The 22665-nt window shown below is 50.6% G+C and carries 21 protein-coding genes, 1 tRNA gene and 1 pseudogene; 8 read left to right on the top strand and 15 right to left on the bottom strand.

The window, feature by feature from the left end; all coding sequences use genetic code 11:
• Positions 1–137: 137 nt before the first annotated feature.
• Positions 138–758 (bottom strand): LysE family translocator, encoded by a 621-nt coding sequence (locus tag AC4IFB_RS17580; protein ID WP_490780872.1) that lies wholly within the window; start codon positions 756–758, stop codon positions 138–140.
• Positions 759–1158: 400 nt separating this feature from the next.
• On the opposite strand from AC4IFB_RS17580, the gene AC4IFB_RS17585 reads away from it, so the two are divergent.
• On the top strand, positions 1159–1434 hold the full coding sequence (locus tag AC4IFB_RS17585; RefSeq protein ID WP_490778098.1) for a hypothetical protein: 276 nt from the start codon (positions 1159–1161) through the stop codon (positions 1432–1434).
• 104 nt (positions 1435–1538) lie between these two features.
• On the opposite strand, the gene AC4IFB_RS17590 is transcribed toward AC4IFB_RS17585, so the two are convergent.
• The 8 genes from AC4IFB_RS17590 to AC4IFB_RS17625 form a co-directional block, all read right to left on the bottom strand.
• Positions 1539–2981, bottom strand: a complete 1443-nt coding sequence (locus tag AC4IFB_RS17590) for a DEAD/DEAH box helicase (RefSeq protein ID WP_490780873.1) — start codon at positions 2979–2981, stop codon at positions 1539–1541.
• A gap of 526 nt (positions 2982–3507) precedes the next feature.
• A tRNA-Pro gene (locus AC4IFB_RS17595) sits at positions 3508–3584 on the bottom strand.
• A 53-nt stretch (positions 3585–3637) separates the two neighbouring features.
• Complete coding sequence (locus tag AC4IFB_RS17600) at positions 3638–4606, bottom strand: polyprenyl synthetase family protein (RefSeq protein ID WP_490780874.1); 969 nt, start codon at positions 4604–4606, stop codon at positions 3638–3640.
• 78 nt (positions 4607–4684) lie between these two features.
• Positions 4685–5500 (bottom strand): bifunctional DNA-formamidopyrimidine glycosylase/DNA-(apurinic or apyrimidinic site) lyase, encoded by an 816-nt coding sequence (gene mutM, locus AC4IFB_RS17605; RefSeq protein ID WP_490780875.1) that lies wholly within the window; start codon positions 5498–5500, stop codon positions 4685–4687.
• Positions 5493–5972 (bottom strand): DUF4340 domain-containing protein, encoded by a 480-nt coding sequence (locus AC4IFB_RS17610; RefSeq protein WP_490780876.1) that lies wholly within the window; start codon positions 5970–5972, stop codon positions 5493–5495. Before AC4IFB_RS17610 ends, mutM begins: the two co-directional genes overlap by 8 nt.
• Positions 5973–6135: 163 nt before the next feature.
• Complete coding sequence (locus AC4IFB_RS17615) at positions 6136–7467, bottom strand: GldG family protein (protein WP_490780877.1); 1332 nt, start codon at positions 7465–7467, stop codon at positions 6136–6138.
• Positions 7467–8192, bottom strand: coding sequence for an ABC transporter permease (locus tag AC4IFB_RS17620; protein WP_490780878.1), 726 nt, complete (start codon positions 8190–8192; stop codon positions 7467–7469). The genes AC4IFB_RS17615 and AC4IFB_RS17620 overlap by 1 nt, the downstream gene beginning before the upstream one ends.
• Positions 8189–9178: an ABC transporter ATP-binding protein gene (locus AC4IFB_RS17625; protein WP_490780879.1), complete on the bottom strand. Its 990-nt coding sequence runs from the start codon at positions 9176–9178 to the stop codon at positions 8189–8191. The genes AC4IFB_RS17620 and AC4IFB_RS17625 overlap by 4 nt, the downstream gene beginning before the upstream one ends.
• Positions 9179–9340: 162 nt before the next feature.
• Between AC4IFB_RS17625 and AC4IFB_RS17630 the strand changes: the two genes are divergently transcribed.
• Positions 9341–11329: a hydantoinase/oxoprolinase family protein gene (locus AC4IFB_RS17630; protein WP_490780880.1), complete on the top strand. Its 1989-nt coding sequence runs from the start codon at positions 9341–9343 to the stop codon at positions 11327–11329.
• 107 nt (positions 11330–11436) lie between these two features.
• Here the strand turns inward: AC4IFB_RS17630 and rpmG are convergent, their stop codons facing one another.
• From rpmG to radC, 3 genes are all read right to left on the bottom strand, one after another.
• Positions 11437–11592: a 50S ribosomal protein L33 gene (gene rpmG, locus AC4IFB_RS17635; RefSeq protein ID WP_068990016.1), complete on the bottom strand. Its 156-nt coding sequence runs from the start codon at positions 11590–11592 to the stop codon at positions 11437–11439.
• A gap of 17 nt (positions 11593–11609) precedes the next feature.
• Positions 11610–11846 carry a 50S ribosomal protein L28 gene (rpmB, locus tag AC4IFB_RS17640; RefSeq protein WP_490778089.1) on the bottom strand — a complete coding sequence of 79 codons (237 nt, stop codon included), beginning with the start codon at positions 11844–11846 and terminating at the stop codon, positions 11610–11612.
• 96 nt (positions 11847–11942) lie between these two features.
• Entirely contained in the window at positions 11943–12617 is a 675-nt protein-coding gene (gene radC, locus AC4IFB_RS17645; protein WP_490778088.1) for a RadC family protein, read from the bottom strand.
• Positions 12618–12761: 144 nt separating this feature from the next.
• Here radC and coaBC point away from each other — a divergent pair, with 144 nt between their 5' ends.
• From coaBC to slmA, 4 genes are all read left to right on the top strand, one after another.
• The gene (gene coaBC, locus AC4IFB_RS17650) at positions 12762–13970 is read left to right on the top strand and encodes a bifunctional phosphopantothenoylcysteine decarboxylase/phosphopantothenate--cysteine ligase CoaBC (protein ID WP_490780881.1); all 1209 of its coding nucleotides are present in this window, start codon (positions 12762–12764) and stop codon (positions 13968–13970) included.
• 362 nt (positions 13971–14332) lie between these two features.
• Positions 14333–16819: a phosphomannomutase/phosphoglucomutase gene (locus AC4IFB_RS17655; protein ID WP_490780882.1), complete on the top strand. Its 2487-nt coding sequence runs from the start codon at positions 14333–14335 to the stop codon at positions 16817–16819.
• Between the two features lie 64 nt (positions 16820–16883).
• Positions 16884–17780 (top strand): acetylglutamate kinase, encoded by an 897-nt coding sequence (gene argB / locus AC4IFB_RS17660; RefSeq protein ID WP_490780883.1) that lies wholly within the window; start codon positions 16884–16886, stop codon positions 17778–17780.
• On the top strand, positions 17780–18379 hold the full coding sequence (gene slmA / locus AC4IFB_RS17665; protein WP_490780949.1) for a nucleoid occlusion factor SlmA: 600 nt from the start codon (positions 17780–17782) through the stop codon (positions 18377–18379). The genes argB and slmA overlap by 1 nt, the downstream gene beginning before the upstream one ends.
• A 79-nt stretch (positions 18380–18458) precedes the next feature.
• On the opposite strand, the gene AC4IFB_RS17670 is transcribed toward slmA, so the two are convergent.
• Complete coding sequence (locus tag AC4IFB_RS17670; RefSeq protein ID WP_490780952.1) at positions 18459–19247, bottom strand: hypothetical protein; 789 nt, start codon at positions 19245–19247, stop codon at positions 18459–18461.
• Positions 19248–19286: 39 nt separating this feature from the next.
• Positions 19287–19433 (bottom strand): annotated as a pseudogene (locus tag AC4IFB_RS17675) (DUF4124 domain-containing protein); the annotation flags it as partial.
• A 71-nt stretch (positions 19434–19504) separates the two neighbouring features.
• Between AC4IFB_RS17675 and AC4IFB_RS17680 the strand changes: the two are divergent.
• Positions 19505–20251 carry a sulfite exporter TauE/SafE family protein gene (locus AC4IFB_RS17680; protein WP_490778082.1) on the top strand — a complete coding sequence of 249 codons (747 nt, stop codon included), beginning with the start codon at positions 19505–19507 and terminating at the stop codon, positions 20249–20251.
• A 204-nt stretch (positions 20252–20455) separates the two neighbouring features.
• On the opposite strand, the gene pyrE is transcribed toward AC4IFB_RS17680, so the two are convergent.
• Positions 20456–21100, bottom strand: coding sequence for an orotate phosphoribosyltransferase (gene pyrE / locus AC4IFB_RS17685; protein WP_490780884.1), 645 nt, complete (start codon positions 21098–21100; stop codon positions 20456–20458).
• A gap of 170 nt (positions 21101–21270) precedes the next feature.
• Here pyrE and AC4IFB_RS17690 point away from each other — a divergent pair, with 170 nt between their 5' ends.
• Positions 21271–22665, top strand: coding sequence for an AmpG family muropeptide MFS transporter (locus AC4IFB_RS17690; RefSeq protein ID WP_490780885.1), 1395 nt, complete (start codon positions 21271–21273; stop codon positions 22663–22665).

Raw genomic sequence — 22665 nt, forward strand, 5'->3', positions numbered from 1 at the left:
TCTGTTAACCTGCTTATCAGGTGGTTTTCATTTCAGTTGGGCATGGTGCGGCAGGGCCGGCACCCTACATGCAAACCAGAGCATAAGTATCGACATTGGATGCAAGTTGGAATCCAGATACTTCGCAGGCTGATAACCTACAGGGTACGACCAAAAAGCAGATTCAGAACAAGTGCAATATATACCAATCCTGCTACACGATTGAGATAAAACTGAGCTTTGGGTGAGTGATTAAGCCAAGAGCCCAATGTGCCAGCCATTACTGCCACAGCGCCAAATATCATTAGGGTTATCAGGATAAATATAAAGCCCAGGAGAAATATCTGCTGAATCATGCCTCCCTGATCGGGGTTGGTGAACTGTGGTAAAAAGGCAAGAAAGAATATGGTTATCTTGGGATTGGTTATATTCATAATGACACCACGCCCAAAGAACTGGAGGTCAGATAGTCTGCTATCTTGAAATCTACCCAAAGGATTCAATGATGAAGTAAAGGCTTTCCAGGCGAGATAGAGAAGATAAAAGGCACCCATGTATTTAAGCAGATTGAAAGCTACGGGTGATGCTTTTACAAGCGCTGCAACCCCAAGTGCAACAGCTATGGTATGGACGATCAGGCCAGTGCAGAGCCCCAGTGTAACAAGCACTCCTTTTTTAGCTCCATGAAGTGCCGATTGAGTCAAAACAAAAATATTGTCTGGGCCTGGCGCAATACATAAAAGCAGGGATGCGAGTAAAAATGTATAGATTGTTTCCAAGATTATCAACTGCCTAATTACTAGAAGCGGGTAGAAATCAGTCCGTTTTTTATTGCTCTTCGATCTCCCTTATCTATTGTTGGGGGAGTTTAGGTTGGTTTAACCTATATGGTAGGCAAACTATTATGCTTGGATCGCCAGGTTTATAATAGTGCGATGATGTAGGGTGAGGGTTCCACGTAAATACCGATTGTTTTTTTCGTTCCTGACAACGTCTGTTGTCTGCGTATTAGGTGGTTTTCATTTCAGTTGGGTATGGTGCGGCAGGGCCGCACCCTACAGACCTTGATATTTGCAGCTGACTTTATAAACATAATCGAATCCATTCTCCAGTTGCATGCGTAAATAGAATTGAAAGCAGAATTAACTGCATTAAATTTGAACATACGAGGAGATTGAGATGAAAAAAATTATGCTTGCTGCGGCTATGATCCTGTCAACCAATCTATATGCTGGTGCATTTGATGTGACTGGAAATAATCCTGATCTTTATGATGGTCTAGCTGATTCTTCCTCACAGCCTACTGCCATTCAGCCTGGCATTGGTGATTCTTATGGTAGCTCTATTCTCCATTCAGGAAAGGGATACGCACGATCTGTTGCTAAACCACAGGGGGGGATGGATGAAGGCTACGGAAGTATTCTGATCGATGTTGGTGTACCGCTCTATTGGTAAGTAGCAGTGGGTGGAGGTTGTCTCAACCTCCACCCGTATGGCTGGATTACAAAAAGATATTTGTCAGTGAATAATACGTGTCGGTGTTCAGGCAAGCCGCCGGATCACTCATCACTATAGCCGCCACCTAGTAGCGCTGCAGTCTCTCTTCTTCTGCTTGGGCGTGGGTGCTGATTAGAGGTGCTGCTTCTATTTCCACTCTGAGTGCGCCGCTTATGTTTATGTGGTGCCTTGGTGGATAACTGTTTTTCACCAGCTTCTTTCGACTTTGAGTGTTGCTGCTGCGAGTTAGCAGATTTTTTAGCGTTGTTGTTACTCGCTTTGGTTCTGTTTTCAGGCCGCCTACCGTTTCTACGTTGAGGGTTGTTGTTGCTCTGTTTTTTTAGAGGAGCCGCTTTTATCGCTGGGTCTGGTTCATAACCCTCAATAACAACCTCAGGAATCGGTTTTTTCAGCAGACGCTCAATATCCTTCAGTAACTTGAGTTCATCAACGCATACCAGTGAGATGGCTTCACCTTCATTCCCAGCACGTCCTGTGCGACCGATTCGATGCACGTAATCCTCAGGGACGTTGGGCAATTCGTAATTTACAACATGTGGAAGCTGGTCGATGTCCAGGCCGCGTGCTGCAATGTCAGTGGCAACGAGAACCCGTACGTCACCATTTTTAAAGCTGGCGAGTGCGCGAGTGCGGGCACCCTGACTTTTATTGCCGTGGATTGCCGATGCGCTGAGTCCATCCTTTTCCAGCTGTTGTGCCAGACGATTCGCACCATGTTTGGTGCGGGTAAAGACCAATACCTGGCGCCAGTTTTGGGAGCCAATCATATAGCTCAGCATCTCTCTCTTGCGATTTTTATCGACACGATGGATAACTTGCTTGATCCGTTCAGCCGTTGTGTTTCTACGGGCAACTTCGATCAGCTCAGGACGATCCAATAAACGGTCGGCCAGTTTTTTGATATCACTGGAGAAGGTGGCGGAGAAAAGAAGATTTTGGCGAGTGCTGTTAGTGGGTAAAAGTGCCAGGACTTTGCGTATGTCATGTATGAATCCCATGTCCAGCATACGATCGGCTTCATCCAGAACCAATATCTCAATCTGTGAGAGGTCCACAGTTTTTTGACTGGCGTGGTCCAATAGGCGGCCTGGTGTGGCAACCAGAATGTCGACTCCGCGACGCAACTTCTCTATCTGGGGATTGATTTTGACACCACCAAACACCACTGCTGAACGAAGTGGAAGGTGGCGACCATAAGTCTCTACACTGGCCGCTACCTGAGCTGCCAGTTCCCGGGTAGGGGTCAAGACCAGAGCCCTGACAGGGCGGCGGCCATTGTTAACTGTTTTTTCAGATAAGCGTTGCAAAAGAGGCAGGGTGAAACCAGCAGTTTTTCCGGTACCGGTCTGGGCACCGGCCATGACATCCTTACCACTAAGGATGACAGGTATCGCCTTACTTTGAATAGGCGTGGCTTCAGAGTAGCCCTGCTCGCTGACTGCGCGCAGGAGTTCAGCCGAAAGGCCGAGGTTTTCAAATGACATAAAATTGTGCTCCATAACCGACAGGCAGCACCATACCTATGGAACTGTTAGCTGGTTATTGTAAATATTTGGGATTTTTCAGGAGGTGTAGAGCGAACTCTAACCTCTGGCGAACATCCGAAAAACAGTTTTCGGGTGTCTGATTGGAACTATAAAAGGTACTCCGGTCGTGCCCTCCCTGCATCAGCATCTGCTGGCGGGAGCCGGTCCGGGCTGTAAAAAAGAATTCTGTGATCAAGCGGGAAGCATCGTCCCGAATGAGGGATAAGCGACGGCTTAAGCTATTTCGGCGATCTGTTGATCGTGCAGGCGCTAACCGGTAAGGCGCCTCGAATTGACCACTATAACAGAAAAAACGCAGCTATTCAGATATTTACTGTATTTGACTCAGAATTGAGAGCAATCAGTAGCTTGTAGTGGGAAGTGAGTAACTCTATCTGTTGCTGTGATACTCCACTAATGCCACGCAATCCTGGTATCGCAACAAGTAGGGATGGTAGATCGATAGTTATCGAATTGAATATGCTGGTCGGGGTGAGAGGATTCGAACCTCCGGCCCCTGCCTCCCGAAGGCAGTGCTCTACCAGGCTGAGCTACACCCCGAATCTATGGCCGTTACAGAGAGCCGAAAATGGTATAGGAATAGCCTGGGCTGATCAATGGGTTCTGGCAACTGAGTAGTCGGCCAGCTCAGCCAGTGCCTCTCGGTATGGGTTGTTCGGTATCGATTCCAGTGCCTGTTTTGCGAGCTGCGCCTGTTGCTGTGCAAGCTGCATTGTATAGGCAATCGAATCACTCTCCTGGATAGCCTGCATGACGAAATCGATCTCTTCCAATCCGCCATTCTCGATGACCGAGGCAAGTCGTTGGCGTTGTTTCTCATCTGACTTTTTCATCGCCTGGATCAATGGCAGGGTGGGTTTACCCTCAGCCAGGTCGTCGCCGATATTCTTGCCGATATCATCATTACTTGAGTGGTAATCGAGGGCATCATCCACCAGCTGGAAAGCGATACCCAGGTGAAGGCCGTAGTCGGCCAAGGCCTGTTGCTGTTCCTGGGGGGCCTCTGAGATTACGCCACCAAGTCGCGAGCCAGCCTCGAACAGGGTGGCGGTTTTACGCTTGATCACTTCCATGTAGTCAGATTCGCTGGTGTCTGGGTTGTGTACATTGAGCAACTGTAGAACCTCGCCTTCGGCGATGCGATTGGTTGCATGTGAGAGGATGTCCATAACGGGCATCCGTCCAACTTCCACCATCATTTCAAATGAGCGGGAGTAGAGAAAATCCCCAACCAGCACGCTGGCCTCGTTACCCCAGACCGCATTGGCAGTCTCTCTGTTGCGACGCAGATCTGAACCATCGACGACATCATCGTGCAACAACGTGGCGGTGTGGATGAATTCGATGATAGAGGCGAGATTGATGTGCTTTTCGCCGGCATAGCCGCACGCGCTTGCTGCCAGCAGTACGATCATGGGTCGCAGACGTTTGCCACCGCTATGTACGATGTAAGCTCCAATCTGATTGATCAGCACAACATCAGACTTGAGTTGTTGAATGATCAATTTATCGACAGCATCCATGTCATCGGCTATGAGTTGGCGTAGGCTTTTAATATCCATTGGCGATGTCAGTTAGAGCAAACCAGCGCATGCTAGATGAGAGCTCAGTAGAAATCAATGGGGCATCTCCTTGAGATCTCAGTGCTGACATGCTTTACAGAAGAAAGTTGATCGCTGTGCTATGGCCTTGCTATGGATCGGATTGCCACAGACAGGGCAGGGTTCACCAGCTTTTCCATAGACTTGCAGCTGTTGTGCGAAATAACCCGGTTTACCATCCTCTCTGCGGAAATCGCGCAATGTTGTACCTCCTTGAGCTATTGCTGCATTCAGAGTCTCCTCTATTGCCAGGGCGAGTCGTTGGTATCGCTCACCAGAGATCCGGTTACTGGGACGGGTAGGATGGATGCCAGATTTGAACAGGGACTCGCTGGCATAAATGTTCCCTACCCCGACGACGGTTTTACTGTCCATAATCAGTTGTTTAACAGGAATACGGCGACTGCTCCCCCGGCTGTGCAGATACTCCCCACTGAATTCATCTTCTAAAGGCTCCGGGCCCAGGTTGGCGATCAGTGGGTGTTGGGTTGGTGGTTTGTCGGTCCAGAGTACCGCACCAAATCGGCGGGGGTCCCTAAGTCTGAGCTGCTTTCCACTACTGAGTTGCAGGTCGAAGTGGTCATGTTTTTGTGCAGGGCTTGATGGATCGACAATGCGTAGACTGCCTGACATACCCAAATGTAGGATCAGGGTGCCATGATGAAAGCTCAACAGCAGGTATTTACCTCGTCTGGCTACCGCGAGCAGCTTGCGGCCAGTAAGTAGCTGGGGCAGCTCTTCAGGAATAGGCCAGCGAAGTCGGGGATGACGAATCACTACTTGTTTGACCCGTTTGCCGGTGATGTGGGGAGAGATACCGAGACGTGTTGTCTCCACTTCGGGAAGTTCAGGCATCCCGACTCTCCAGCCAGGCATCAATGGGAGCGATCAGATGGTGCTGGAATCCGTTACCGATCAGATGAATCTCACCCCTGTGCAATACATACCGCCAGCCATTGATCGGGTCGGTTGTGCCAAATGAAAACTGCGTCTGGTTAAGGCGTAGTATCAGGCTGGGTTGATCCAATCCGAAAGGTTTGAGTTCTGCTGGGGCGGGGAAATGACGAAGGCTCTCTGTTCGGCAGATCTCCAGAAGTTGTTTGACTCTTGAGTTGATTCCAGCACGTTCTCCTATCATCCACTGATCCCCGGTAAGTGTCATGGTGATGGTCTCTCTTGCAGGACCGCTGAGTTCTACTCTGGTGATCTGTTGTGGTAAGAGTTGGCTGAGAGGGGTTACCGCTGCAGGTTGCGACCACCACACCACTGCTGTCAGGAGGCTGATGACAAGTAATAAGGTCAGGTTGGTTCGCAGCTGGCGTTGCATGTTATCCGTGTGGAATCAGTTATTCGGCTTTGGTAGACCCTAGGCTGTTGCCGGGCTACCTGCATCTTCACTCAGGAACAGGTGAAGATGATTTTTTGATCTTCTATTCAGGTCTGAGAGTGTAGTTCATTCGCAAACTCGAACCAAACAGAGTCATTCAGACCTAAGCGCGATTTCGACGCCACATCATCAAACCACCGAACAACAGTAACAGAATTGGTGCGACGATGAGAGAGCCGAAACCAATCACTCCGATAGCAAGTTGAGAGAGGTGCAACTCCCGGTCACTGGCTTCAGTTACTGGAATACCTATCAGCTGGTCATCACCGACAAGCCAACGACTGATGGTCAGCCCCAGATCCAGGTTGCCGGCATTGCTGAGAAAACTATTGGATAGAAAGTCACCATCGCCAATGACCAGGATGCGCTGCTGTTGATCATCAAGCTGTCGAGTGAGCGTCACACCGAGCGTTAATGGCCCCGGTTCCTCGCCTGACAGTGGGTTGCGTTCGATTTCACCCTGGAGTGATCCTGTTTCGTTCCAGCTCCTCTCCTGCGTCTGCAGGATAGGGGTGGGGGACCACATGCTCTGTTTTGGAATCTGAAGCGCCGCAGCCTGAGGAAACAGGGTCAGCAGGTTGAATCCTTGCATGGCCTTGTGATCAGGATATCTGGGTACCAGGGCAATCGCTGGGTTATCGATGCCAAGCTCTTTCACATTGGCATCAACAATAGTACCGGGAAGCTGTTTTATACCAGTCAGCTGTCGCATCAGTGAGTCGCCAACCTGACTCTCAGGTTCACTAAGCAGCAGCAGGTTGCCGCCTTCTGCCAGATAGCTCCTGAGGCGCGCAATCTCGACAGCGAGCAAGGCTCTTTGTGGTGAAGCTATAATCAGTAAAGCCGTATTGTCGGGCGGGGTTGGCGTGGTGGCCAGGTCAATGCCGATCACCTGATAACCCTGCTGTTTCAGGGTGGCGCCAAAGTCACCGAGATCATGATTGGCCTTGCCTAGCAGGTCGCGCTCGCCATGGCCTGTCAATCCGGCAACCCAGCGTCTATCTGTCTGCCCCAGTCGCAATACGGCGTTGGTAAATTGTTCCTCATCCAGTCGCTGTATACGCTCTTCCCGCTGGTTGTAACTGAGCAGGATCTCTCCTGAGAGGCTGATCCCCTGCCGGCGGGTCTGATCGGGGTGGCGCAGGGGATCTATAAAAGTCAGTTCGATATCTGGTTTCAGGTATTGGTAACGGCCGATAAAGCGACGAACCTGATCACGCAGCTTAGTGGTTTCCGGTACATAGGCTATAACGGTCAGGGGGCCAGGGGTGCGTTGAATGGTCTCAATGCTGACCGGACTGAGACTGTTGCTCCCCTGGTGGGTCAAATCCCAATGAAAATCGTATCGACCACTCAGCCAGGCCAGTAGTATCAGGATGATCAGCATCAGCAGATAAAACAGCAGGTCGTTGAATCCTATCTTTAGCCAGCCCATCATCCCCTCCGCAGTCTGTCCAGTCTGTGTAGGGCCAGTCCCAGAAAGAACAGGGCCAGAAGCAGGAAATAGGACAGATCACTGAGGCGAACCAGCCCCAGTTGAAGATCCAGGTAGTGTGAGGGCCACGCCAGCCAATGTATGAAACTACTGCCATCTGTCTGTTGATCCAACAGGGAAATCAACATCAACAAGCCATAGCTTCCAGCTGCAGCAACCCCAGGATTGTCACTCAAGGTGGAAAAATAGAGCCCGATAGCCGTGAAGCTGGCGCTCAATAGCAGCAGTCCGATGGTGGCGGCCATGAGTAGCCCAAGATCAAGTCGTGTACCTCCGGAAAGGCTTAGGCTGAGTAACAACGGTATTGCGACGATTAGAGCGAGAAACAGCAGCACGCCAAAAAATTTACCGAGGAGGATATTGCTGTTCGAAAGTGGTGCGCTGCTCAATAGTGCATAGCTTCCAATGCGGAATGAATCACTGAAAGTGCGGGCGGTAAGTATCGGCGTGATGATCAGAATCAGCACTGCAGTCAGTCCATACAGCTGCAGACTGAGGTGGTGACTGAGACCCAGTTTCCTATGCTCTGTCTGCATGCCGCTGAAGGATTCCAGGGTGCCGAGAAACTGCCAGCTGAGCAGACATAAACAGAGCGCGAGCAAACTCCAGGCAAGGGGGGTGCGCATCAATCGCCGCCACTCAATCGAGGCAAGAGGCCAGCTCATTGAATGCCTCCTGTGGTGGCTTGCAGGAAAAGCTGCTCCAGGCTGCGGGTTTCGGGGGACAGCTCACATACTTGCCAGCCTCGGCTAAGTATCTGTTGCAGACACTCACTGGGTCGGCACCCCTGCTCGAGGGTTATCAGAAAATAGTCAGTGTGTAACTGCTCGGCAGAGGCAATTGCCGGTAGTGCTGCGATTTCAGACTCCAGGGGATTTTGTTCAAGGCCCAGTCGGTAGTAGGACTGATCGGCTGGCGTGATCTCTCCGCTATAGACGGTTTTGCCCTGCTGCAGGATAACCACCCGGTTACAGGTGGCTTGAATCTCCGGCAGGATATGGCTGGAGAGAATGACTGCCTTGTCAGTGGCCAGTGTGCGGATCAATTCCCGCAATTGACGGATCTGAGCCGGGTCCAGACCATCGCTCGGCTCATCGAGAATGAGCAGCCTGGGGTCATGAATAATGGCTTGTGCCAGGCCAACCCGCTGCTGATAGCCTTTGGAGAGTTTACGGATTAATCGTTTGCCATACTCTTCCAGTCCACACTGTTGTTTGGTCGATTGTTTAGCCTCTTCTATCTGTTTTCGTTTCAGGCCATGAAGCCTCGCGCAATCAGCAAGGAACTCATCGACGGTCTGATCGGGGTGAAGTGGAGGACGCTCAGGCAGGTAGCCGATTTGCCGTTTGGCTTGCTGTGGCTGCTCAAGTAGATCAAAGCCGCAGATCTCCACTGAGCCACCACTCGCAGCAAGATCACCACAAATCATGCGCATGATGGTCGATTTACCAGCACCATTGGGACCCAGCAGTCCAAGGATGTCTCCTTTGGAGAGTTGCAGGTCGAGAGGTTCGACAATCTGAACTTGATTAAAGCTTCTGCAAAGCTGGTTGGTTGAGAGGAGGTTCAGCATTGTTGATAAAGGTGGACGGGCAGTACTCAAGCTGTTGTGGAATAGATAAAAAAGTCGTTGCAGAAGCCCGCCAAACATATCACTCTTGGCTCGCTATGCAAGGCCTGTGATTGGAACCAATCCGCATTTCTCGATAGGTTTGAACGTCTTAACCGATAAATTCATGGTTAACAACGTCTAAAAACAGGTCGCAGAATAACTGACTCTCGGCATAGCTATCAATATTTGCCGGAATAGAAAATGACAAAGCTGGATCAACAAGCCTCATTTCCTGTGTTGCTGGGCGTCGATACTGGCGGCACATTCACCGATTTTGTGTTGCTCAAGGATCGTAAAATAGAAATTCACAAGGTGCTCTCAACACCTGAGGCACCAGAGCGGGCGATACTGCAGGGGATTCAAGAGCTGCAACTGGAAGCCGACGGTCTGGTATTGGTACATGGCTCCACTGTCGCCACCAATGCAGCACTGGAGGGAAAAGGGGTTCGTACCCTCTATATTGGTAACCGTGGACTGGCTGACCTGTTGACCATTGGTCGTCAGGCGCGTCAGGCGCTCTACAACCTGCAACCTGATGCTATCGAGCCACCAGTGTCATCTGAGTACTGTCTTGAGACTGGGGGGCGTCTGGGAGGTGATGGGCAGGTTATTGAGCCTCTGAGTAAGAATGATCTTGCCTGCCTGAAAGCAGAAATAGATCGGCTCAACCCGCAGGCTGTCGCCATCAACCTCTTATTCAGCTACCTGGATGATAGTTTTGAGCGGCAGATCGAGTCTCTGGTATCAGGGGATGTTTTCTGCTCCCGCTCCTCCGAAGTGCTCCCTGCCAGTGGGGAGTATGAACGGGGCATTGCTACCTGGCTCAATAGCTGGGTAGGTCCGTTGGTGGCAGGATATCTCAAACGCCTCAGTTGCGGATTGCCGGGAACCCGTCTCTCAGTGATGCAAAGTTCAGGTGAGGCAATTGCTGCGGAGCAAGCGGCGCGTCAGGCAGTACGTATGCTGTTGTCAGGGCCTGCCGGTGGTCTGGTCGGTGCTGGATTTATAGCCGCAGAGTCTGGACGTAGTCGACTGCTGACTCTGGATATGGGGGGAACCTCCACTGATGTGGCCTTGATCGATGGTGCTCCCCGTCTTACCCGTGAAGGTCGTATCGGCCCCTGGCCGGTGGCTGTACCGATGGTTGATATGCATACCATTGGTGCTGGTGGGGGCTCAATAGCTCGGTTGGATGCCGGAGGCATGCTGTTGGTGGGCCCGGAGTCGGCTGGTGCAGATCCGGGGCCAGCCTGTTATGCAAGAGGCGGCAGAGAGGCCACTGTAACCGACGCCAACCTGCTACTGGGGCGATTGCGGGAGGATGCCTTTCTTGGGGGGCGAATGAGACTGCAGCGGCAGGCAGCCGAAGAGGCGGTTGGGCGATTGGCGCAGCAGATGGCACTGCCAATAGAGACCGTCGCGGAAGGGATTATCCGTGTGGCCAATGAGCATATGGCTCATGCCTTACGGGTTACATCAGTTCAACGTGGTGTAGACCCCAGAGACTACACACTGGTCTCCTTTGGCGGAGCAGGGGGGCTACACGTTTGCGCCTTGGCTGATGCATTGGCAATGAGATCGGCTTTAGTACCTGTAAATGCCGGGGTGCTCTCTGCTCTGGGTATGCTGGCTACTAAACCGGGGCGACAGCTTGTAAGAACCCGACTGGGGCTGCTGGATTCACTGGACGATAAGTCGATCAATGAGGCGTTGTCAGAACTTGCTGCAGAAGGCAGGAGGGGGCTGCTGCAAGAGGGTATGAGTCAGCAAGAGATTGAGCAGGCTTACTCAGTCGATTTACGTTATCTCGGCCAGTCTTACACCCTCAATGTGCCCTGGGAGAGCCAGATCCAGGCTGAGCGGGAGTTTCATGCCCTACACAAGTCCAGATATGGACATCAAATGGATGGCAGCGTCGAATTGGTCAATTTAAGAGTGGCGCTGCACGGCGCTCAGGCCGATATTGTGCTGCCAGGTGTTGCCACAACTCAACCTGCTGAGCCAGTTGAGCTGTTGAGTCTGTCAGGTGAAGATACTCCAGTTCCCTGTTATGAGAGAGAGGCGTTGGCTGATGAGCAGTCTATCGATGGGCCCGCCTTGATTGTTGAGATGGCTTCCACCACTTGGCTGGCGCGAGGCTGGCAGTGTGTGGTTGATCGGTCAGGGAACCTGATGTTGCATCGGGTTTAAATCAATGGATGACCTTAGGCATAGAGAAGCTTTTTACTCTTGGTTAGGAATCTCTGGCATAAAAAAACCCGCCGGTGTGGCGGGCTTTTCCAGGGATAGTGCAAGATCTATTTGATCTTGGACTCCTTGTACATCACGTGCTTACGAACCTTAGGATCGAACTTCTTGATCTCCATCTTTCCCGGCTGATTACGCTTGTTTTTGGTTGTGGTGTAAAAATGTCCAGTCCCGGCGCTCGAGACAAGTTTGATTTTATCACGCATGACTCAATGCTCCTTGATTAGACTTTTTCGCCACGGGCGCGAATTTCAGATAAAACCGAGTCGATACCCTTTTTATCAATGATGCGCATACCTTTGGAGGTAAGGCGCAGACGAACCCAACGGTTCTCACTTTCAACCCAGAACCGATGCGTATGCAGGTTGGGGAGAAAACGGCGCTTGGTTTTGTTGTGCGCATGGGAAACGTTGTTTCCCGAGACCGGGCGCTTGCCGGTTACTTGGCAGACTTTTGACATAGTCAAAACCTCAAAAATTGTTATCCCTGGGGGCGAAAGGCGCGTATTTATATCAGAGTGCAGACTATGAATCAAGGGAATTTGGATTTGATTCTCTCAGATCATTCCCCGCTCAGCCAATGAGGCCGGCTCTCCATCGCCAATGATAATGTGATCAAGCACCCGAATGTCCACTAGAGCCAGAGCGCTTTTCAGCTGTTCTGTAATTGCTCTGTCGGCACGACTGGGTTCGACAATACCGGAAGGGTGGTTATGGGCAAAGATCAGCGCGGCTGCATTGTGTTGAAGTGCGCGTTTGACTACTTCTCTGGGATGCACGCTGGCACCATCGATGGTGCCGCGAAACAGCTCTTCATAACAGATAACCCGATGATGGTTATCTAGAAACAGGCAGGCAAAAACCTCATAGGGATAGTGGCGTAGCTTGCTGTGCAGATAATGCTGGGTTTGTTGAGGATTGGTCAGACTGTCGCTGTGTTGTAGCTGTTCATGAAGATAACGCCTCGAAATCTCAAGGGCTGCCTGAATCTGAGTGAATTTGGCCACTCCCATTCCCTTGGCCTGACAAAACCGGGATTGGTCTGCCCTTAACAGTGCACCAAGGCTTCCAAACTCAGACAACAAGTTGCGAGCAAGATCAACGGCGGTTATACCTTTGACACCAGTACGTAAAAAAATTGCCAGTAGCTCTGCATCGGAGAGTGTAGCCGGGCCTTTCTGGAGTAACTTCTCCCGTGGACGCTCGTCATCTGGCCAGTCTGTGATCGCCATATTTTAAGACCTCCCTGTCTCATGTTTGACCGAGAAGAGATCATAGCCTGTTTTGTTGTCAGGGACATCTAAAGCAAATTTGTTAACATTTTCAGGCCCAGGGGTTACTCTTGGTGGGATGAGCGAATGGTGTGGACATAACTGATGAGCAGTCTGGCAAATAAAAAAATCCTGCTAGGCGTTACTGGTGGAATTGCAGCCTATAAAAGCGCACTACTCCTGCGCGAACTGCAAAGAGCTGGGGCTGAGGTGCGAGTCGTGATGACGGCATCGGCCCAGGCATTTGTCACACCGCTGACCTTTCAGGCACTCTCCGGACAGCCGGTTCATACCGAGCTGCTCGATTCCGTTCAGGAATCGGCCATGGATCATATCTCACTGGCACGCTGGGCGGATCTGGTGTTGGTGGCGCCGGCAACGGCAAATTTTTTAGCAAAAATGTCTACAGGTCTGGCAGATGATCTGTTGACCACGATCTGTTTAGCTACCATTGCGCCGATAGCCCTGGCGCCGGCAATGAATCAGCAGATGTGGCTCAACCCTGCAACTCAGGAGAATATAAAGAGACTTGCAGCTCGTGGGGTGCATAGCTGGGGGCCGGATTCTGGAGAGCAGGCTTGTGGTGAAACCGGGCCAGGGCGAATGCTTGAGCCAGAGCAGTTGATGGCGCTGGCACAAGCGTTCTTTGAAGTGGGTTCACTGATTGGTGTTCATGTGCTCATGACAGCTGGATCGACTCGGGAGCCGATCGATCCGGTGCGGTATATCGGTAATCGCAGCTCGGGGAAAATGGGTTACGCACTGGCCGAAGCGCTTAAAGCACAAGGTGCTGAAGTAACCCTTGTAAGTGGTCCTGTTGCATTGGCAGTGCCGCCAGGTGTGAACTGTGTCAACGTTGAGCGAGCGGAGGAGATGCGAGCTGAAGTCATGTCATATGTGACCGATTCGGATATCTTCATTGGGGTCGCTGCTGTTGCAGATTACCGCCCTAGCAGCGTTGCTCATGATAAAATTAAGAAAAATAAAGAGATAGTTACACTGGAACTTGTAAAAAATCCAGATATACTCGCTGAAGTAGCCAGTCTTGATGAGCCTCCATTTTGTGTCGGTTTTGCCGCTGAGACAAACGATGTGGAGGCCTATGCAGAGGCAAAACGACAGACCAAAGGAGTGGAAATGATTGCAGCCAACAAAGTTGGTGCCAAGGAAGGGGGGTTTGAGTCAGATCAAAACGAACTACTGTTGTTGTGGGAAGGGGGACGAGAAGTCTTACCCATGATGTCAAAACATCAGTTGGCACAACAACTCGTAGCGAGAATTTCAGAACGATATCATGCAACAACGCAACAATAGTATTCACGACTCTTATCAGGGTGAAATATTTTGCTGTCTGAATCTCTTTCACGGGGTAGTCAATTGAGACCTGCACACTATGCTGGCATCAATTATCGTACTGAAACTCGGGCTGATTGAACTTGTTTTGACAACTATTGTTTTTCATGTCTGAAGATACCGGGTGGGCTGAAATAACTCAGCTTTGTTGTTAGGGGCCAAGGTTTGGCATGATAATCTGCTTGGTGGTTTAGGTCGTTCTGTAAGGCATTGATATCTAAGATTGTTGTCATGATAGAGCTGTAGATGACGAAGAGCATCTGCCTGGGTAGTGATAGAATTCAGGGTTTATTATGGGTTTTGCAAAAAAGAATGGGGACCAGATGGCTAAGCAAGGGAGTGGGCGCACAATTCGCGGTTATTGGATGATTGGGGTGTTTGGCTTATTGATCCTGGTCGTCGCCGCTTGGGCTGCTGATTACTACCTGGCCCAAAATGCGAAGCAGGCCAATCAGCAGTTTCATACCAAAGCCGTAGCCCAAACCCTGGCAGAGGCTGTCAGTGCTGGAATTCAGCAGCAAATCGATTTGATCAGAGGGTTGGCCAGTCAGGTTGGAACCTCTGCGCTGTTTGACTTGAATGACCCTGAGAAATTACTGCGTGAACAACAAAGACTGACCGATTTAGTACCTGGCGCACTGCAGGTTCGTCTTCTGCCTGTAGGTGTAAGTGAGCCGGATAAGAGTATCTCTCCCCACATGGGGTATGCGTCACTGCAACTGCTGAGGCAGGCTGAAACCAGTGATCAGTCGCTCCCAGCTGAACTGCATCAGTATGGTACGGCTCACCAGCATATTGCTATTGCAGCTGCGATCCGTGGGCCAGCAGGCCAGATTAAAGGGGTCATTCACGCCTCTTTTCCAAGCAAAGAGTTCCAACGGTTACTGGATAGTGCCGGCAGCACAGTTGGGCGTATCGAGTGGCAACAGGTAATTTCTGGTAAACCGCCTTTATCGCTTGCCGGAACGGGATTGTTGGCAGCAGCAGGTATACAGTCGGATGGTGTGATTTCTATTCCTGGATCAATTTGGCAGATCGCCTATTGGAGCAGTACCGGGGCTGTGCTCGATCCTCTAAAGATCGGAATGCAGATTGCTCCCGGTGCGTTGCTGTTTCTTTTTACCGCTTTGCTGTTATTGATGCTTTCCAAACAGATGACCAAAGCATTAAAAGCGGATCAACACAGCATACTCTCTCTGGTAGAAGCGCTGGTGGTGGGTCGTCCACCTAAATCCCAATTGGCGCAACTCAGTGATCTCCAGCCAACCTTGGATGTAATGGAGCATCAGATAAGAGAATATCGTAGCACGCAGGCAGGAAAGGCGACCACCAAACGAGGGAGTGCTACTGATGACAAGCCAGGAATGGGGATCTCTGTTGAAGAGGGTGTTCCGGCGATTCATGATCAAGCCGATTCTGAGACATTGATCCGTTCAGTTGATCTCTCGCCAACAATTTTTCGTGCGTATGATATCCGTGGTGTTGTGGGTGAGGTCCTGACAGAGGAAGCCGTTGCGGTGCTTGGTCAGGGTATTGGCAGCGAGATTTATGAGCAGGGACATAGCGCAGTAATTGTAGGTCGGGATGCGCGTAGATCGAGTGAAAGTCTTCAAAGTTCTCTCATTCAAGGACTTCAGGCCAGTGGCCGGGATGTGATTGACCTGGGACTGGTGCCAACGCCACTGGTCCATTTTGCTGCCCACGAACTCGATGCGGAGTGTGGGGTTATAGTGACCGGCAGTCACAATCCACCTCAATACAATGGTTTGAAAATGGTAATCGGGCGTGAGAGCCCCTCTCCAGAGGAGATCCAAAATCTCCGTCGTCGTATCGATGCTGATCAATTGCTGGTGGGTGAAGGATCTTTTGATTCCAGGGATATCATAGAAGACTATATTGAGAGAGTGCTCTCGGATGTGCGAATGGGGCAAACCCTCAAGGTAGTGGTTGACTGTGGGAATGGTGCTGCATCTGTAGTTGCACCAGAGCTCTATCGCCAGCTTGGTTGTGAAGTAGTGGAGCTCTATTGTGATGTCGATGGTGATTTTCCCAATCACCATCCCGATCCGGGCGACCCGAAAAATATGGCTGATTTGCAGAAGGCTGTTGTAGAACACCAGGCTGCATTAGGTCTGGCATTCGATGGTGACGGAGATCGCTTGGGAGTTGTTGACTCATCGGGGAATATCATCTGGCCTGATCGTCTGCTGATGTATTTGGCAATCGATGTGCTGACCCGTGAGCCCGGTGGTGACATTATTTACGATGTGAAGTGCAGCCGTCATCTGGCAAATATCGTACTCTCCAATGGCGGTCGTCCCTTAATGTGGAAGAGTGGCCACTCCATGCTGAAGGCCAAGATGAAAGAGACCCATGCACTGTTGGCTGGGGAGTTCAGTGGCCATATTATTTTTTCCGAACGTTGGTACGGATTTGATGATGGTATATATGCTGGGGCACGCTTGCTTGAGATTCTCTCTCTGGATTATCGTACCAGTGCAGAAGTATTTGCTGAGCTTCCCGATAGTCTATCGACGCCTGAATTTGTTGTACGCCTTGATGAGGGGTATGCCGAGACAGTGATGGAAGCACTCGATCTGTTGCCTGACATGCCAGGAGCCAGAATGGTCAAGATAGACGGTTTAAGGGCTGAATTTGAACAGGGGTGGGGCTTGGTGAGAGCGTCGAATACCTCTCCGGCACTGCTGTTCCGTTTTGAGGCAGAGACTGAAGATGGGTTGGCAGAGGTGCAGTCCATCTTCCGTGATATGCTTAATAAAGTCGATCCACACCTTGAGTTGCCATTCTAAGCGGTGTGTATCAGGCTACTTTGTATAGATAGTTAAACCTTCCTCACTGAGTTGTCACCAAAAGATGAGTCTAACAGCTGAACAGGCGCAGAATATTGCCCACGTATTAACCTCAGCCCTCCCCTATATCCAGCGATTTAGTGGTAAAACCCTGGTCATTAAATATGGCGGTAACGCCATGGTCGACGAGGCTTTAAAAAACAGTTTTGCCATGGATGTGGTGTTGATGAAGCTGGTTGGGGTTAATCCTGTGGTTGTGCATGGCGGCGGTCCACAGATTGCCGATCTACTGGGGCGGTTGGGCAAGAATTCTGAGTTTGTTCAGGGGATGCGAGTCACCGACAGCGAAACCATGGACGTTGTAGAGATGGTGCTGGGTGGATTGGTGAATAAAGACATCGTTAGTCTGATCAACCGTGCTGGTGGCTCGGCTGTGGGGCTGACAGGTAAGGATGGTGATCTGATCCACGCAAAAAAAATGGTGATCAGCCGCATCGGGCCTGAGTTGGATGTTCCTGAAATCATCGATATTGGGCATGTTGGTGAGGTGGAGAGCATTGATGTGAGTGTGGTCGATATGTTGATACAGGGTGACTTTATTCCTGTAATCGCACCCATCGGTGTCGGCAAGGACGGCCACTCCTATAATATCAATGCAGACCTGGTTGCCGGTAAGGTCGCAGAGGTTATGCAGGCAGAGAAGCTGATACTCCTGACCAACACACGGGGATTGCTTGATAAGGACGGTGGTCTGCTGACAGGTCTCTCTGCTGAAAGGGTCGATGAATTGATTGATGATGGGACTATTCACGGCGGCATGCTGCCTAAAATTGCCACGGCTCTGGAAGCGGTGAAAGCGGGAGTGGGAAGCTCTCATATCATTGATGGACGCGTACCCCATGCAGTTTTACTTGAGCTGTTCACGGATGAGGGTGTGGGTACCTTGATTCGGCGTAGATGATGACAAAAGAGAAGAAGGTGCCTCGTAGGCAATTGATTCTCGAGGCACTGGCTCGTGAACTTGAGCAGAACCCTGGGGAGAGGATTACAACTGCTTCTCTGAGTAAGGCGGTTGGTGTTTCTGAGGCGGCACTCTATCGTCATTTTGCAAGCAAAGCCAAGATGTTCGAAGGATTGATTGATTTCGCTGAAGAGAGTGTCTTTATTCGCATCAATCAGATTCTCAAAGAACATTCAGATGCACAAACCCGATGTGCACGAATTCTCTACCTGTTATTGGTTTTCTCTGAACGGAATCCAGGCATAACCAGAGTTTTACTTGGTGATGTTCTGGTGGGTGAGACAGAGCGCCTGTTGGCTCGTGTCGGGCAGTTTTTTGATCGCTTCGAGACCCAGCTAAAACAGATCCTGAGAGAAGGAGAGATGAGGAGTGAAGGGCGGCCTCATGCCTTGGATAGCGCAATTTCTGCCAACATGATGACCTGTCTTGTAGAGGGGTTGCTGCACCAATATCTGCGTAGTCGATTTAAAGCATCACCACTGCAGCATTGGGAGATTCAGTGGCGGCTTCTATCAGCAACCCTGTTTCCAGATAGTTAACGGCCATCAGGGGTTTGCTGGTCAGCATTCAGCCATATTCCATCAAAGTATACTCCACACCAGAATATCACTCTGCCAGCTATTGGGTGAGTGCTTTCTGAAACCCTTCTTTTATTTTCAATACCTTTGATGTTTTCTTACATGGGATGCTGTTTGTCGGATCAGCTTTGCATTGTAGATCCATGAAGATCACAGTACTGCCCTTTTGTGGATCCTCAATACGGGACATGGAGATGCTGATATCGCCATCATTGACAGGCTCGCCTGCAATCACAATGTTTTTGCCATCGATTTTGATTGCTGTGGTGCTGTGCTTTTTAAGATACTGCTTGGCCAATATCCAGGGTTTGTCACAGGAGTTGTCATCCTGGCAATCGTAGACATTTTGAAGTGCGTCACTGAAGGTTGACTCGGCCTCTTTGATAGGATTGTTGCTGGCACTCAGCTTTTTCAATTCACGAAAGCGCTTCAGGTCCTGGGCGAATGATTGCCGTATACGGTTTTTATGGTGTTCTCGATCGATAATGGAGCTGTAGGCATCCTTTAAAGCCTGCCGTTTGATCTCGATATTCTTCTGCATCTTCGCTGAGACAGGTTTTCCGCTCAATTCTCTCTGCGCGGCATGCTGTTGCATGTCATCAAGGGTCGATTTGAGCCGTTTGATATTCGATTGGGTTACCCTGATGTGCGTGTCTACAGCCTGTAGTTGCCCATTACGGGTCATCAGAATATCATCTTCAGTGCGGAAGGAGCGTAACAGCACATTATCAAGGGCCTGCTGTTTTTCCAGTACCCTCTGTCGCTCCAGTCGCAGCCGCTCCTCTTCGCGCTCCTGCCTGAGTTCCTCGGCAGTCTTAGCTGCGTCCACCTTTTGTATCGTGACGCCATGCTCATCTAGATGAGTACGTGCCCGATGTGTCTCCGTTGGTGGTAATTTATCAGAATAGTGGGTGCGCCCTTCGTCATCCGTCCATTTATAAAGCTTCCCTGCAAAACAATTTAGGGGTAAGACGCTGCAAAAAAGGATAGCTATACAGATATTTCTCAAACCCATGCTCGCTTATGACTCTAATTTCGTTAAATATCGATTATACTTCGGGAGTTACCTCATAAGATAGCTGGTTTGTGGAACAGTTCACCCTTTTCATTATTTCTATTCTGGCGAATCTCTTCTCCGCCTTCTCTGGTGGCGGTGCGGGATTGGTGCAATTGCCTGCATTAATCTTCCTTGGATTACCTTTCGGTATCGCTTTAGCGACCCACAAAGTGGCCTCTGTGGCGCTGGGGATTGGCGCCACGATACGACATCTGCGCGAGGGTGGGCTGGAGCGTCAGTTTGTGATCTTTATGCTCGCAGCCGGTATACCTGGCGTGATCCTTGGTGCAAGTCTTATTCTGCAAATACCGGACAGGATCGCCGAAGTCTCCCTTGGAATACTCACCCTGGGGTTGAGTCTCTACTCTTTTCTAAGTCCTCAGCTGGGGCAGGAGTACAAGGCAATTCATCGTGACCGGATAGGGATGATCGCCGGGGGAGTGGGGTTGTTCCTGATTGGTGTGCTGAACGGCTCTCTCACTTCTGGCACAGGTCTGTTTGTTACGCTCTGGCTAGTGCGCTGGTATGGTCTCGACTATCAGCGTGCAGTAGCGCACACCTTGGTCCTGGTTGGGGTGTTTTGGAATGGCAGTGGGGCTATTACTTTAGGGCTTCTGGGGGAGATACGTTGGCAGTGGTTGCCTGTTCTGATTGCTGGATCGTTGATTGGTGGCTATTTCGGAGCACACCTCTCAATTGCTAAAGGGAATAGATGGATCAAAAGGGGGTTTGAAATTGTCACCCTCCTCGTTGGATTGAAGCTTATTTATGGATAGTAGCTCCCGGCACTTGAAGCGGAGTAGATCGAGTGCCTGGTGGTGAGGAATCTCCAGCTTGAACCTAAAAAAATCAGTTGACCGCGCCATTCCAGTGCTGTGTCCTGATTTTAAGGAAAACGGCTTCGACAGTGATGGTTACCTTTTGGGTGAATTACGCTGCCCAACTGATCTCTTTAGGTTGAAGCAAACCGGGATTGCAGATTATGCGACCCCGTAATTCTCACGATAGGCTTGAATACGCTGCAGAGCCTCCTTGTCATCATCCTTCTGACTGAGGTATTCGATCAGCTGTTCAAGCTTGACTATGGCACTGACAGGCATGCCGTAATCACTCTCGACTTCCTGTATGGCCGATCTCTCCCCCTGTCCCCGCTCTTGTCGGTCCAGGGCGATAACAACCCCGGCGGGGATGGCACTTTCGCTCTTGATGATCTCCACAGATTCTCGCACTGAAGTGCCTGCAGAGATGACATCATCGATGATCATTATTCTGCCTTCCAGGGCATGTCCGACAATCACACCACCCTCGCCATGATCTTTAGCCTCTTTGCGATTGAAGGCATAGGGCAGATCCAGACCATGATGGTCATGCAGCGCAGCAGCGGTTACTGCAGCCAGTGGAATGCCTTTGTAGGCTGGGCCGTAGAGTACATCGAATTCGATTCCGGAATCGACAATAGCCTGGGCATAGTATCGTCCCAATCGTGCCAGACTGGCACCGGTATTGAAGAGTCCGGCGTTGAAGAAATAGGGGCTGACCCGGCCGGATTTCAGCGTGAACTCGCCAAACCGAAGTACCCCGACGTCGAGGGCGAAGTCAAGAAATTCCCGTTGATAATCCTGCATGATCGAATACCTGTTTAAAGAGAGGTGCGCATTGTAACCTCCCGCCACCTAAATAGTCATCAGAGCATACAATTTGGGCTTTGAGCCGACAGGGTGTTCACCGGACTCGAATGGGACTATTGACCAACAGAAGCATATAATGCCCGATCATTTCATGATCTGAGGTATCCGTGTCAACAGCCAGCAGGTTATCCAAATGGCGCCAAACATTGTCAGTCTATTGGCAACCGGGCGTTCGCAATATGCTCTTTTTGGGGTTTTCCGCCGGATTGCCCCTGTTGCTGGTTTTCGGGACCCTCTCCTTTTGGCTGCGAGAGGCTGGCATCGCCCGCTCCACCATTGGCTTTTTGAGCTGGGTGGCTCTGGCATATGGCTTCAAGTGGATCTGGGCTCCATTGGTCGATCGTATGCAATTACCCTGGCTGACGAGACGTTTGGGGCGTCGTCGGGGATGGATGATTTTTGCCCAGATGATGGTGATCCTGGGGCTTTGTGGATTGGCCTTCTCTGATCCGTTGCAAGGATTAGGCTCATTTGCCCTGTTTGCGCTGTTGGTGGCTTTTTCTTCCGCTACCCAGGATATCGCCATCGATGCCTACCGTATCGAATCGGCTGAGGTAAAGTTTCAGGGGTATATGGCTGCAAACTACATGATTGGCTATCGCCTGGCGATGATCGTCAGTGGTGGTGGTGCCCTGGGTATTGCGAATTGGGTTGCACCAACTGAGACTGGCTATCATCTTGCTGCCTGGACCCTGGCCTATCTGAGTATGGCACTGTTGATGTTAGTGGGTGTGGCGACAGTTTTGCTGATATCAGAACCGGATGTGCATCCCGATAGGGCTACCTTAGAGCAGGAGGCCAAAGTTGAGGAGGCCCTGGGGCAACAAACCTGGCTACCTGAACCGCTGCGTCGATTCATGACCTGGTTTTCCGATGCGGTAGTCAGTCCATTTGTCGATTTTATCAGGCGTTACCAATGGCAGGCTCTATTGTTACTGGCCCTGATTGCCACCTACCGGATTTCAGATATTGTGCTAGGGGTTATCTCGAGCGTTTTCTATGTTGATCTGGGTTTCAGTAAGGGTGAGGTTGGTCTGGTTGTCGGTGTGTTTGGCGTGGTAATGACCTTGGTTGGCGCTGTTCTTGGGGGTACGCTTGTCGCTCGTTTCAGTGTGATGCCAATCTTACTTATTGGTGGGATATTGGCAGCGGCAACCAATCTCCTTTTTGCCTGGTTAGCTGAGGTTGGATATAACCTCTTCTTTTTGACCCTGGTGATCTCGGCAGATAATCTGAGCGCCGGCTTGGCAACTGCTGCATTTGTTGCCTATCTTTCAAGTTTGACCAATGTCGCCTATTCGGCAACCCAGTATGCGCTATTCAGCTCAGTAATGTTGTTATTGCCAAAATTCCTGGGAGGCTTTTCCGGCGTGATGGTGGATAGTTTTGGTTATCCTGCATTCTTTCTGATTACCGCTTCAATTGGAGTGCCTGTCATATTCCTGATTCTATTGGCAATGCGATATGTACCTGTGCCCAGATCGAAGCATAATCCCGGATAA

The sequence above is a fragment of the Candidatus Thiodiazotropha sp. AKIB8 genome, assembly GCF_058244675.1.